The organism is Streptomyces sp. NPDC030893 (genome assembly GCF_055571535.1).
In genome coordinates this window covers 35,345-48,132 of the sequence record NZ_JBVIFC010000011.1, presented here as the reverse complement: position 1 = coordinate 48,132, position 12,788 = coordinate 35,345, and the positions used below count along the sequence as shown (strand labels likewise).

Below are 12,788 nucleotides of genomic sequence, written 5' to 3'. Positions count from 1 at the left end.
GGGCCCGGCACCTTCCGTCAGGTGCCCGGCCCCGGGGCGTGTCAGGGCCGGTCGTCCTGGCCGAGCCTGAGCTGGTGGAGCAGGAGTAACGCGGCGGCCATGTTGGCGGCCGGGACCTCTCCGCGGGCGACCATGTCGGGGACCAGTTTGAGGGACACCCATTCCCGGCGGTCCGACTCGAAGTCGTCGACGGGGTGCCCGACGTACTCGCCCTCGTCGGCCCAGTAGACGTGGTGCCGGGCGTCGGTGAGGCCGTTGCACGGCTCCACGCTCATGAGGTGGCGCAGGGGCCCCGGCCGCCAGCCGGTCTCCTCCTCCAGTTCCCGCGCCGCGGCCCCGGCGACGTCCTCGCCGTCCTCGACCACGCCGGCCGCGAGTTCCCAGCCCCAGCTGTCGGTGATGAAACGGTGCCGCCACAGCAGCAGGACCTCATTGGCCTCGTTCACCACCGTGGCGACGGCGACGGGCCGCAGGCGTATCAGGAAGTGGTCGAGATGCCGGCCGTCCGGGAGTTCGACATCCGCGAGATTGACGCTGAACCAGCGGTTCGAGTACACAGGCTGTTCGTTCCGTTTCGTCCACTGCACGGTTCTGCCACCTTCCGACGAGTGAGTGGCAATATCGCAGCAACGGCCGTTCCGGCAGCAGGCGCACGGGAGGCCGCCCCCGGCGCAGCGGAAGGCGCGACGACGGCGCACATCGGGACGCGGGAGCCGTGAACTGGGGGTTGTCCGACAGGGCCCTGGCTAGAGCGGTACGCGCAGTGCGCCGTCGATGAGCTCGGCCGCCTCTGCGGTGCCGGCGCAGCCGCTGCGCACGAGGTGCTCGCGCACCGCGCGGAGTCTGTCGCGCAGCCGCTGCGACTCCATTCCCCGGGCCTGTTCGGTCATCTGCACCGCGATGGCCACCGCCTTGTCGGCATTGCCCTGGCGCAGTTCGATGGTGCTCAGCATCGCCAGCCGGTGGACCCGGCCCCGGTCGTGCGCGGGGGTGTCCACGGCGGCCGCGGCGTGCTCGCCGGCCGCCGTCAGCTCACCGAGGCTCAGCAGGGCCTCCGCCACCTGGACGTTGACCAGGCCGGGCTGGACATAGCCGGTCTCGTCGGGTTCGTACCCGCGCCGGATGCGCTCGGCGGACCGCTCGGCCCGGCGGATGCAGGACAGCGCGCTCGTGCCGTCGCCCAGGTGTGCGTACGCCTTGGCCTGCATCGCGTACAGGTCGGCGGCGAGGGCCGGGGTGATGCGGGTGCCGGCGGCGCGCAGCGCGGCCTCGGCGAAGGCGACGGCCTGCCGGTACTCCCGCATGAACAGCGACTGGTTGACCAGCAGCGCGATCACATAGGCGCCGAGCCCCCGGTCGCCGCTGGCCTTCGCCAGCCGCAGCGCCTGGTGGAAGTAGCGCTGGGCGAGGCCGTGCGCGTCGGAGTCGTACGCGCAGATGCCGGCGATCGCGACCAGGCCCCCGGTGGCCCGGTGCAGCTGGCGGCCGGTGGCGTCGGTGTAGCCGCCGCGCAGCAGCGGGGCGGCCTCGGCGTTGAGGAACCCGACGATCCGGGCGCGGGTCGCCACACCGCCCGCCTTGCGGTACAGCTGCTCGTAGTGGGTACGGGCGGCGCGCAGCATGTCGAGATCGGTCGGGGTGACCCGGTGCCGGCCGCCGCGGGAGACGTCCACGTCCTCGGGCGGGTTCTCCCACTCCCACACGGGCATCACGGCGGGCGTGCCGGTGACGGCGGGCGCGCCGAGTACGTGGGGGCGGCGCTGCTGGTCGGAGCGCCACAGCGCGGTGGCCCGCTCGACGAACCCGGAGAGCGACCCGGTGTGCGGGGCCGCCGGTTCGCCGGGCACGCCGAGCCCGATGTCGTCGAGGGTGACGGGGCGTCGCAGCCGGGCGGCGAGCACCTCGCAGATCAGGTCGGGCACCTGGCCCCGGGGCCGCTGTCCCTTCAGCCATCGCGCCACGGCGGTGTGCTCGTACCTCAGGGACAGGCCGCGCGCCCGTCCGGCCTGGTTGACGTGCGCGGCCAGTCCGGCGTGCGAGACGCCGGCCTCGTCCAGGATCGCGTCGAGCAGAGTGTTGGGCTGCATGTCGGGCCCCCCGTTGGCTCGGTGCGGACAGATTAGTGGCTGCCCGTTCACATGGGGTGTGAACGGAGTGCCCGCATCCGCAGTGTGCGCGCGCTGTCGCGGAGAGTTTCCGGCCGGTTGACTGAATTGCCTCGAAAGAGGCCGGCCGGGCCGCCGGCTCCCCCTCGTACAGTGCGGCGGCCCGTTCCCGCGCCGTCCGCCCGGCTGCCTGCCCGACACTCCGTGGCGGGGCGGACGGCCCCGCCGGCCCTACGACGCCCGCAGGCGCGCCTCCTCGTGGAGGTTCGGGGCGGGGTGGCGGGCGTGGCGTTCGTTTCTGAGGACCAGGAGGGCCACATCGTCCTTCGGTGGGCCGACCGAGTGCCGGAGCAGGGCCGTGAGGACCGTGCGCAGCACCGACTGCGGGGTGGGCGGGCGGGTGCCCGCGGCCTGGGTGAGGACGTCCGCGAGCGGGAAGAAGCGGCCCTCGGTGTCGCGCGCCTCCTCGGCTCCGTCCGTGTGCAGCACGAGCGCGTCGCCCGGCAGCAGGTGCCCGCAGGGGACGGCGGGCAGTTCGGCGGGCAGCGGGAACGGGCCGAGGGGCGGCAGCGGATCGGCGCGGGCGAGCGGTTCGGCACCCTGCCCGGTGAGCAGATGCGGCCAGGGGTGTCCGCAGTTCAGCGCCCGCACCTCCCCGTCCGGGAGGATCTCCAGCAGCAGGAGGGTGACGAACTCCTCCCCCACCGCCGGGTCGGACTCGGCACGGGCCCGCTCCCGCAGGTGGCGGGCCATCGCCCGCTCCAGCCGGCGCAGTACACCGGCCAGTTCGGCCTCGTCGTGGGCGGCCTCCCGGAAGCTGCCGAGGACGGCGGCCGCGGTCCGTACGGCACCGAGCCCGTGTCCCCGGACGTCACCGATGACCGCCCGCACACCGTGCTCGGTGGCGATCACCTCGTACAGGTCGCCGCCGATCCGGGCTCCCCGGTCGGCGGACAGATGCACCGCGGCGACGGCCAGCCCGTCGACCCGCGGCGGCGGTGGCCGCAGCAGCACGCTCTGCGCGGCCTCCGCGATCCGCCGGGCCCGCCGCAGTTCGCGCAGCAGTCTGCTCCGGACGTGCATCACGAGACCGGTGATGACCGTGCACAGGACGGCGCTGCTGACCAGACGGGCGCCGAGGGCGTCGTCGTGGGCGAGCGGGCAGGCCAGCCGGTAGGTGACCCCGGCGGCGCCCCAGGCGAGGGGCACCAGCAGCGTGAAGGCCCGTGAGAGGAACCGGGGAGGGACCCAGCGGTAAGCCCCGGGCTTGAAGCGGATCATGCCGATGGCCCCCCATATAGGCCCGGACAGCGCAGACCGGCCTCGAGAGGCCGGTCTGATTCTGTCGACCGTTTGGCCTGATCCTGACGCATCACCCCGCACAGTCACCCGAACGAGTGAGGTGACCGGCGGGGACACAGAGGTGTGGGGGGCGTGCGCCACTGCGCACGCCCCCCACACCCTCGTGACCTGGTGGTCGTCAGCCCCGGAGGACCGCTCCGGTGCGGTCGGCCGCGAGGGCCACCGCCGCCTCGCGGGCCGCCGACGCCTCGTCGACGGTCAGCGTCCGGTCGTTCGCGCGGAAGCGCAGCGCGTACGCCAGCGACATGCGGCCCTCGCCGAGCTGTTCGGCGTTCTCGTACACGTCGAACAGGCGGATGGACTCCAGCAGCGCGCCGGCGCCCTCGCGCAGCGCGGCCTCGACGTCCGAGGCCGGCACGAACGCGTCGACGACCAGCGCGACGTCCTGGGTGGCGACCGGGAAGGTGGAGATGCCGGGCGCCTGCGGGGTGTCGTCGCCGACTCGCTCCAGGGCGTCCAGGTCCAGCTCCATGGCGCAGCCGCGCGCGGGCAGGCCCAGGGCCTTCAGGACGCGCGGGTGCAGCTCACCGGCGTGGCCGATGACGCGCTCGGCGCCGTCGACGGTGACGGTGAGCTCGGCGCAGCGGCCCGGGTGCCAGGGCCCGTACTGGCCCTTGCGGATGCCCAGTTCGGCGCCGGCCTCGCGGGCGACGGTCCGGGCGGCCTCGACCGCGTCGGCCCAGTCGGCCGGGCGGCCCTTGCCCCACCAGCCGGCCTGCTCGCGGGCACCGGCCAGTACGACGGCGACATGCCGGGGCTGGTCGGGCAGCGCGGCGTTCAGCGCGGCGATGTCGTCCTCGCTCGGACGGCGGTCGACCGGCAGGTTCGCGGCGGTCTTCCGCTCGCCCCGCGGCTGGAAGACCAGGCCGGTCTCGAACAGCGCGAGGTCGTGCGAGCCCCGGCCGTCGTTGCGGCGCAGCGCGCCGAGCAGGCCCGGCAGCAGCGAGGTGCGCAGCGCGGGCTCCTCGTCGCTGAGCGGGTTGACCAGCTTGACGACACGGCGGGCCGGGTCGTCGGCCGCCAGACCGAGCTGGTCGAAGACCTGCTCGCCGACGAACGGGTAGTTCGGCGCCTCGACGTAGCCGGCCCCGGCGAGCGCGCGGCCGATGCGGCGGTGCAGCCGCTGGCGGGCGGTCAGCCCCCGGCCGGCGGGCGGCCTGGGCAGCGTGGAGGGCAGGTTCTCGTAGCCCTCCAGGCGGATGACCTCCTCGGCCAGGTCGTTGGCGTCGGTGAGGTCCGGCCGCCAGGAGGGGACGGTGACGATCAGCTCGTCCTGGCCGTACACGTCGCAGCCGACCTCCTGGAGGCGGCGTACGACGGTCTCGCGTCCGTACGTCACACCCGCGACCTTGTCGGGGTGGTCCGCGGCGACGGTGACGGTGTGCGGCGCCGACGGGGCGATGACCTCGGTGACGCCGGCCTCGGCGGTGCCGCCGGCGAGCAGCACCAGCAGGTCGACGGTGCGCTGTGCGGCAGCGGCGGCGGCCTGCGGGTCGACGCCGCGCTCGAAGCGGCGGGAGGCCTCCGAGGACAGCTTGTGCCGGCGGGCGGTGCGCGCGACGGACACCTGGTCGAAGTGGGCGGCCTCGATCACCACGTCACCGGTCGACTTCTCGGCGTCGTCGTGGTCGGCGATCTCGGTGTCGGCGCCGCCCATGACGCCGGCGAGGCCGATCGGGCCGCGGTCGTCGGTGATGACGAGGTCCTCGGCGTGCAGCTTCCGCTCGACGCCGTCGAGGGTGACGATCTTCTCGCCCTCCTCGGCCCGGCGCACGCCGATGGTGCCCTGGACCAGGCCCCGGTCGTAGGCGTGCAGGGGCTGGCCGAGCTCCATCATCACGTAGTTGGTGACGTCGACGGCGAGCGAGATCGGGCGCATGCCGACCTTTTGGAGCCGGCGCTTGAGCCAGATGGGCGAGCGCGCCTCGGGGCTGAGGCCGGTCACCGTACGGGCGGTGAAGCGGTCGCAGCCGGCCGGGTCGGAGACCTTCACCGGGTAGCCGAAGGCGTTGGGCCCGGGCACGTCGAGGAGGGCCGGGTCGCGCAGCGGCAGGCCGTAGGCGATGGCGGTCTCGCGGGCGACGCCGCGCAGCGACAGGCAGTCGCCGCGGTTGGCGGTGACGGCGATGTCGAGGACCTCGTCGACCAGCTCGAGCAGCTCGATGGCGTCCTTGCCGACCTCGGTCTCCGGCGGCAGCACGATGATGCCGTGGGTGCCGTCGTCGCCCATGCCCAGCTCGTCGCTGGAGCAGATCATGCCGTGGGAGACCTTGCCGTAGGTCTTGCGGGCGCTGATCGAGAAGCCGCCGGGGAGCGTGGCGCCGGGGAGCACGACGACGACCTTGTCGCCGACGGCGAAGTTGCGGGCGCCGCAGACGATCTCCTGGGGCTCACCGGTGCCGTTGGCCTGGCCCACGTCGACGGTGCAGAAGCGGATCGGCTTCTTGAAGCCCTCCAGTTCCTCGATGGTCAGCACCTGGCCGACGACGAGGGGGCCCTTGAGGTCGGCGCCGAGCTGCTCGACGGTCTCGACCTCCAGCCCGGCCGAAATGAGCTTGGCCTGTACGTCACGGCCGGTCTCCGTCGCCGGCAGGTCGACGTACTCCCGCAGCCAAGAAAGCGGGATCCGCATCAGATCTCCATCCCGAACGGCCGGGTGAACCGGACGTCACCCTCGACCATGTCTCGCATGTCCTCGACGTTGTGGCGGAACATCAGCATCCGCTCGATGCCGAACCCGAAGGCGAAGCCGCTGTACTTCTCGGGGTCGACGCCGCAGGCGGTGAGCACCCGCGGGTTGACCATGCCGCAGCCGCCGAGCTCGATCCAGCCCTCGCTGGAGCAGGTGCGGCAGGGCCGGTCGGGGTTGCCGACGGACGCGCCCTTGCAGACGTAGCAGAGCATGTCCATCTCGGCGCTCGGCTCGGTGAAGGGGAAGAAGTTCGGCCGCAGCCGGGTCTTCATCTCCGCGCCGAACAGCGACTGCACCATGTGGTCCAGGGTGCCCTTGAGGTCCGCCATGGTCAGGCCCTCGTCCACGGCGAGCAGCTCGACCTGGTGGAAGACGGGGGTGTGCGTGGCGTCCAGCTCGTCGGTGCGGTACACGCGGCCGGGGCAGATCACGTAGACCGGCAGCTCGCGGTCGAGCAGGGAACGGATCTGCACGGGCGAGGTGTGGGTGCGCAGCACGACACCGGACTCGGTGCCGCCTTCGGGGCCTTCCACGAAGAAGGTGTCGGCCTCGCCGCGGGCCGGGTGGTCCGGGCCGATGTTCAGGGCGTCGAAGTTGAACCACTCGGCCTCGACCTCGGGGCCCTCGGCGACCTCGTAGCCCATGGCCACGAAGATGTCCTCGATGCGCTCGGAGAGCGTGGTGAGCGGGTGCCGGGCGCCGGCCGGTACGCGGTCGTGGGGCAGTGTGAGGTCCACGGCCTCCTCGACCAGGACGCGCGCGTCGCGCTCGGCCTCGAGCTCGGCCTGGCGGGCGGCGAGGCCCTTGTTCACGGCACCGCGCGCCTGGCCGACGCGCTTGCCGGCGTCGGCCTTCGCGTGCGGCGGCAGGGCGCCGATCTCGCGGTTGGCCAGCGCCAGCGGGGACGTGCCGCCGGTGTGGGCGACCTTGGCCTCCTGGAGCGCGTCGAGGGAGTCCGCGGCGGCGAAGGCGGCGAGCGCCTCGTCCCGCATGCGCTCGATCTCTTCCGGTTTCAACGCCTCGACCTCGACAGGGTCGTACGACTTATTGGGTGCCGACATCTCTTCCCGTGCTTCCGATTGTCCCCCAGCTACCGCTGGGAGGTGCCCCCAGGCTGATGGTCCCCGTACCGACTCGTGGACGGTGCGTCCAGGTTTCCGGGACACAAAGGTGCCAAAGGCCGAGTCTAACGGTGCCGGGGTGGGCGAATGCGCCCGTGGGGCGGGGGCGGTCCCTCAGGTGAGATACGCCGGTGCCGCCACGGGCAAGGTGAATCGGAACTCGGCGCCGCCGCCGGCGGCGCGTCCGACCGTGATGGTGCCGCCGTGGGCTTCGACGATGCCCTTGACGATGTACAGCCCGAGGCCCGTTCCGCCGCGTTTGCTGCCCCGCCAGAAGCGGGTGAAGACGCGGTTCATGGACTCCTCCGGAATGCCGGGCCCTTCGTCGCTCACCGTGACCGACGTGGCTGCGTTGTCGGCGTTCTCCCGTTCGCGGGGGGACGCCGAGGGCGTGATGTCGATGGTGACGGTTCCCTCGCCGTGCCGCACCGCATTTTCCAGCAGGTTGCTGAGCACCTGGTCGACCTTGTCGGGGTCGGCCCACAGGTCGGGCAGGGGGTGCTGCACCCGCAGCAGGAACCGGTCGGCCCGCTGTCCGGCGGCGACGTGGGCCTGGATGTGGCGTCCGACGGCTGCCCCGATGTCGACGGGCTGGCGGCGCACCTCCAGGCGTCCGGAGTCGATGCGCGATATGTCGAGCAGTTCGGCGATGAGCCGGGTGACCCGGTCGGCGTCGGCGTCGACGGTCTCCAGCATCAGCCGCTTCTGGTCGTCGGTGAACCGCTCCCATTTGGCGAGCAGGGTGGCCGTGAAGCCCTTGACGGAGGTGAGCGGTGAGCGCAGTTCGTGGGCGACCGTGGCGATCAGTTCGGCGTGGCTGCGCTCGGTGCGGCGCCGGGCCTCGGTGTCGCGCAGGGTGACGACGACGCGGCGGACGGGGCCGGTGGGGCGGGTGCGGACGTAGCGGGCGGAGACGAGGACTTCGCGGCCGCCGGGGAGCAGGAGGTTGCGTTCGGGCTGGCTCACGCGGATGGCGAGGCCGCCGTAGGGGTCGGTGAGCTGCCACCAGCGGCGGCCCTCCAGGTCCTCTAAGGGCAGGGCGGTCTCCAGCCGCCGGCCGAGGGCCTGCTCGGCGGGTACGGCCGTGATGCGCACGGCCGCCGCGTTGAAGCAGATCACCCGGCCGTGCTCGTCGGCGACGACGAGTCCGTCGGGCAACTGGTCGGGGTCGATGCCGAGTTCGGCGAGATCACCGGGCCGGGGCGCGGGCGGACGCGCGACCCGTCGTGCTCCCGGTGCGCTGCTCGTGCCGACACTCATCCCCGTACCCCACCTCTCGGAACGTCCTCGGGGTGCCCCGTGCTCGGGACCGGCCGAGAGCTTGGGGAGGGTCCCCGGGCTGGTCAGCCTACTAGGTGCCGGTGACGGAGCGGCACCCTCCGGCGGCGCGCTGTGCACGTGCCGACGCGTAGAGACATACGGCGGCGGCGGTGGCCAGGTTCAGACTCTCCGCCCTTCCGTGGATGGGGACGCGGACGACGGCGTCGGTGAGGGCGCGGGTCTCCTCGGGCAGCCCCCAGGCCTCGTTGCCGAAGACCCAGGCGGTCGGGCCGCCCATGGTGCCCTTGTCGAGCTCGTCGTCGAGGTCCCGGTCTCCGGCGCCGTCGGCGGCCAGCAGCCGTACGCCCGCGTCCCGGAGTCCCCGGACGGCCCGTTCGACGGGCACCCCGACGGCGACGGGCAGATGGAACAGGGAGCCGACGGAGGCGCGTACGGCCTTGGGGTTGTACAGGTCGACGGAGGCGTCGGTGAGGACGACGGCCTCGGCTCCGGCGGCGTCGGCGCACCGCAGTACGGTGCCTGCGTTCCCGGGGTCGCGTACGTGCGCGAGGACGGCGACGAGCTTCGGCCGGGCGGCGAGGATCTCGTCGAACGGCGTGTCCAGGAACCGGCAGACGCCGACCAGCCCCTGGGGGGTGACGGTGGTGGAGATGTCGGCGATGACGTCCTCGGAGGCGAGGTGGATCCGGGCACCGGCGTCCCGGGCCCCGCCGATGATGTCGGCGTACCGCTCGGCCGCCTCGGGTGTGGCGAACAGCTCGACGAGCGTGTCCCCGTACCCGGCGGCCTCCCGCACGGCCTGCGGCCCCTCGGCGAGAAACAGCCGCTCCTTCCCCCGAAAATTCCGCTTGCCGAGCCGCCGGGCAGCAGCCACACGCGAGGAACGGGGGGAGATCAGCTCGGGGCTGACGGAGGGCATCTGCTTCTTCACTTTCGTGGAGTCTCGGGAAACGCGATGGTGGAACGCTCGCCTACGCGCGCAGCACGCGCCGGACGCCGGAGCTGCCGTTCCCCGGGGGCGCGGGGAACTGCGCGACCAGCCACGACCGACCCGCGGCCGGACGACGCCGCGCCGTCAGGCAACAACAGGACCCGCAGGCTTTCCAGCTTGCGGGTCCTGCACTCACGTCCGGCTCAAAGCCAGCGCAGCGTCACGCGGCCTTCGGCGCGTTGACGTCCGCCGGCAGCGCCTTCTGCGCCACCTCGACGAGCGCCGCGAAGGCGGTCGCGTCGTTGACGGCCAGCTCGGCCAGGATCTTGCGGTCGACCTCGACGTTCGCGGCCTTCAGACCCTGGATGAAGCGGTTGTACGTGATGCCGTTGGCGCGGGCGGCGGCGTTGATGCGCTGGATCCACAGCTGACGGAAGTCACCCTTGCGCTTCTTGCGGTCGTTGTAGTTGTAGACCAGCGAGTGGGTGACCTGCTCCTTGGCCTTGCGGTACAGACGCGAACGCTGACCGCGGTAGCCGGAGGCCTGCTCGAGGATCGCCCGGCGCTTCTTGTGGGCGTTGACTGCCCGCTTGACGCGTGCCACTTGTTAACTCCTTGTAGCGGGGCCGTGGTTGTCGTCACACGGCCCGGAAACGATTGGGTCCCGGTGTCGGTGGTTCAGGCGCTGGGCGCCCGACCTCACTTGCCGAGAAGCTTCTTGATCTTCGCGGCGTCGCCCGGGGCCATCTCGGCGTTGCCGGTGAGGCGACGCGTCACGCGGGACGACTTGTGCTCGAGCAGGTGGCGCTTGCCGGCGCGCTCGCGGAGCACCTTGCCGGAGCCGGTGATCTTGAAGCGCTTGCTGGCACCGCTGTGCGACTTGTTCTTCGGCATAGCGCCGTTCTCTCCTCGTCGGTGGCGCTCCGGTGCCCGGTCACGGAAACCGGGCACGGTGGAGCGTCGTACTTGTTTCGGTTGCTTCCTGGGGCTCGCGCCCCGGGGAGTCACGCCTCGGCGGGCTCCTCGGCCGCCTCGGCGGCCTCGGTCTCCGCGGCATTCTGCGACTTGCCGGGGTTGGCCTTCGCTTCTGCCTTGCGGGCTTCCTGCGCCTGGCGGGCCTCGGCCATCGCCTCGGTCTTCTTCTTGTGCGGACCGAGGACCATGATCATGTTGCGGCCGTCCTGCTTCGGGTTCGACTCGACGAACCCGAGGTCCTGGACGTCCTCCGCGAGACGCTGCAGCAGTCGGTAACCGAGCTCCGGCCGGGACTGCTCGCGACCACGGAACATGATCGTGATCTTGACCTTGTCGCCCTGCTTGAGGAACCGGACGACGTGACCCTTCTTGGTGTCGTAGTCGTGCGGGTCGATCTTCGGCCGGAGCTTCATCTCCTTGATGACCGTGTGCGCCTGGTTCTTGCGCGCCTCACGGGCCTTCATGGCCGACTCGTACTTGAACTTCCCGTAGTCCATGAGCTTGCACACGGGCGGACGGGCGTTCGCCGCGACCTCGACGAGATCGAGGTCGTACTCCTGCGCAAGCTCCAGGGCCTTGGCAAGCGGAACAATCCCGACCTGCTCGCCGCTGGGACCGACAAGTCGCACCTCGGGAACGCGAATCCGGTCGTTGATGCGGGGCTCGGCGCTGATGGATCCTCCTCGGTAGCACCACGCGACGGTCTGGCGGACAGCCGCGTAACGTCTGTGTTCGTTAGACCTAACCGCGTCGAAGCAAAGAAAATGCCCCGGACGATCACAGGCGGGGCTCCTCGAACTACCGGAGCACCGCCACGGGGACCGCGGGGCGCGTCATCGGGCGGATCGCCGCCTCGGGGACGGGACCGCCTGACCGGTGACCCGCCGCCCTGAGGGCGGCCAGGTGGGAGTTCGAAGCCTCCACTTGTGGGCCGGGCTCGTGCGCCGCGAGGCATACGGGTCCGACCGGTCGTTACACAAGGTTAGCAGCTCCCGGTGAGGTGCACCAACCGGCCGTCCCCCGCCTCCTGGCGTCGGGGCCACGCCCGGCTGCGCCTATCGTGTGGGGCATGAGTGACACCTCCCCCTCGGACACCCCCGAGACCCCCGGCAACCCCGACTTCGACGCCATGGCCCGCGACATCGCGGAGGTCCCCGCGGTCGAGGTGATCGTGACGGTCGCCGTCAACCTGATGAGCGCCGCCGCCGTGAAGCTCGGTCTGACCGAGGAGGGGGACTCGCACAAGGACCTGGACGAGGCGCGCAAGCTGGTGCACGCGCTGGCCGGCCTGCTGGACGCCTCGGCGACCGAGATCAGCTCCTTCCACGCGGCCCCGCTGCGCGACGGCCTGAAGTCCCTCCAGCTCGCCTTCCGCGAGGCCTCCCTCGTCCCGGACGAGCCGGGCAAGGGTCCGGGCGAGAAGTACACGGGCGCGGTCTACGGCTAGGACATCGCGGACAGCTCAGGAACGTACGTACAGGGGCTCGCCCGGCGGCGTCGCCTCGGCCGGCAGGACTGCCAGGTCGAGGCCGCGCACCAGGCGGGCCCTCAGTGTCTCGTCGGCGGCGAGCCGCTGGGCCACGGCGCGGGCGGCCTCGGCTGCGGGGACGGCCGGGTCGAGGACCAGGGCGAGGGTGCCGTCGGCCGGTCCGGGCCCGAGGTGGGCGCGCAGCACGACGGGTTCCGCGGCCACGGCGGCCCGTACGGCCTCGACGACGGCCGGGTCGGCGAGCGGGTCGGTGCTGGTGCGGCCCTCGGCGAGGGCGAGCAGGGCGGGGCCGGTCAGCTCGAAGGGCACCGGGCCCGACATGTCCAGGACGATCGTGTCCGCCTTCTCGTGCGCGGCGGCCTGAAGCGCCTGGTGCAGCGGTACGGCGACGGGGCGGGCCGCCGGATCCCAGCGGGCGAGCGACTCGGTGGAGGTGAAGGCGGGCAGCGCGGTGCGGGCGCCGGCCTTCAGCGTGGGTACGGCCATGTCGCTGGTCTTCTCGCGGCGCAAGCCGTTCTCGTCCTCCTCCACCTCACCGAGCAGGGCCACGACGGGGACGAGCAGCCGGGCGCCCTTGAGCGCTTCCAGGACGGGGCCGACGGCGTTGCCGTCCTCGGCCCAGGCGGCGAGGGCGGCGCTCAGCCGGGGGTCGGCGCTGCCGTCGTCGTCGCGGAACGGGGAGTCGGGGATGTTCTTGTTCGCCACGGGCACCGAGCCTATCGGCCGGCCGTGACAGGCTCGGACGCGGCTTCTGCTTCGGTTTCGGTTTCGGATGCGGCTCGGGCTTCGGGTTCGCCTACGGGATTCGGGTTCGGGTTCGCCTACGGGCTTC

Annotated in this window: 12 protein-coding genes; 1 reads left to right on the top strand and 11 read right to left on the bottom strand. The window is 72.3% G+C overall.

What is annotated here, in order from left to right:
* Window positions 1-41 precede the first annotated feature (41 nt).
* The 10 genes from ACZ434_RS20920 to infC form a co-directional block, all read right to left on the bottom strand.
* On the bottom strand, window positions 42-587 hold the full coding sequence (locus tag ACZ434_RS20920) for an NUDIX hydrolase (RefSeq protein ID WP_468457938.1): 546 nt from the start codon (window positions 585-587) through the stop codon (window positions 42-44).
* Window positions 588-746: 159 nt separating this feature from the next.
* Window positions 747-2,087 carry a transcriptional regulator gene (locus ACZ434_RS20915; protein ID WP_468457936.1) on the bottom strand — a complete coding sequence of 447 codons (1,341 nt, stop codon included), beginning with the start codon at window positions 2,085-2,087 and terminating at the stop codon, window positions 747-749.
* 249 nt (window positions 2,088-2,336) lie between these two features.
* Window positions 2,337-3,386 carry a PP2C family protein-serine/threonine phosphatase gene (locus ACZ434_RS20910; RefSeq protein WP_468457935.1) on the bottom strand — a complete coding sequence of 350 codons (1,050 nt, stop codon included), beginning with the start codon at window positions 3,384-3,386 and terminating at the stop codon, window positions 2,337-2,339.
* Between the two features lie 199 nt (window positions 3,387-3,585).
* The gene (gene pheT / locus ACZ434_RS20905) at window positions 3,586-6,099 is read right to left on the bottom strand and encodes a phenylalanine--tRNA ligase subunit beta (RefSeq protein WP_468457933.1); all 2,514 of its coding nucleotides are present in this window, start codon (window positions 6,097-6,099) and stop codon (window positions 3,586-3,588) included.
* Complete coding sequence (pheS, locus tag ACZ434_RS20900; RefSeq protein ID WP_468457931.1) at window positions 6,099-7,220, bottom strand: phenylalanine--tRNA ligase subunit alpha; 1,122 nt, start codon at window positions 7,218-7,220, stop codon at window positions 6,099-6,101. The genes pheT and pheS overlap by 1 nt, the downstream gene beginning before the upstream one ends.
* 174 nt (window positions 7,221-7,394) lie before the next feature.
* The gene (locus tag ACZ434_RS20895; RefSeq protein ID WP_468457929.1) at window positions 7,395-8,540 is read right to left on the bottom strand and encodes a sensor histidine kinase; all 1,146 of its coding nucleotides are present in this window, start codon (window positions 8,538-8,540) and stop codon (window positions 7,395-7,397) included.
* A 91-nt stretch (window positions 8,541-8,631) separates the two neighbouring features.
* Window positions 8,632-9,480, bottom strand: coding sequence for a TrmH family RNA methyltransferase (locus tag ACZ434_RS20890; RefSeq protein ID WP_468458272.1), 849 nt, complete (start codon window positions 9,478-9,480; stop codon window positions 8,632-8,634).
* 232 nt (window positions 9,481-9,712) lie between these two features.
* Window positions 9,713-10,096: a 50S ribosomal protein L20 gene (rplT, locus tag ACZ434_RS20885; protein ID WP_004933571.1), complete on the bottom strand. Its 384-nt coding sequence runs from the start codon at window positions 10,094-10,096 to the stop codon at window positions 9,713-9,715.
* Between the two features lie 95 nt (window positions 10,097-10,191).
* Window positions 10,192-10,386 (bottom strand): 50S ribosomal protein L35, encoded by a 195-nt coding sequence (rpmI, locus tag ACZ434_RS20880; protein ID WP_003977225.1) that lies wholly within the window; start codon window positions 10,384-10,386, stop codon window positions 10,192-10,194.
* Between the two features lie 110 nt (window positions 10,387-10,496).
* Window positions 10,497-11,141, bottom strand: coding sequence for a translation initiation factor IF-3 (gene infC / locus ACZ434_RS20875; protein WP_468458270.1), 645 nt, complete (start codon window positions 11,139-11,141; stop codon window positions 10,497-10,499).
* Window positions 11,142-11,536: 395 nt separating this feature from the next.
* Here infC and ACZ434_RS20870 point away from each other — a divergent pair, with 395 nt between their 5' ends.
* A complete protein-coding gene (locus ACZ434_RS20870; protein ID WP_468457927.1) occupies window positions 11,537-11,914 on the top strand; it encodes a DUF1844 domain-containing protein in 378 nt (125 codons plus the stop codon).
* A 15-nt stretch (window positions 11,915-11,929) separates the two neighbouring features.
* On the opposite strand, the gene ACZ434_RS20865 is transcribed toward ACZ434_RS20870, so the two are convergent.
* The gene (locus ACZ434_RS20865) at window positions 11,930-12,661 is read right to left on the bottom strand and encodes an SseB family protein (protein ID WP_468457925.1); all 732 of its coding nucleotides are present in this window, start codon (window positions 12,659-12,661) and stop codon (window positions 11,930-11,932) included.
* Window positions 12,662-12,788: the final 127 nt, after the last annotated feature.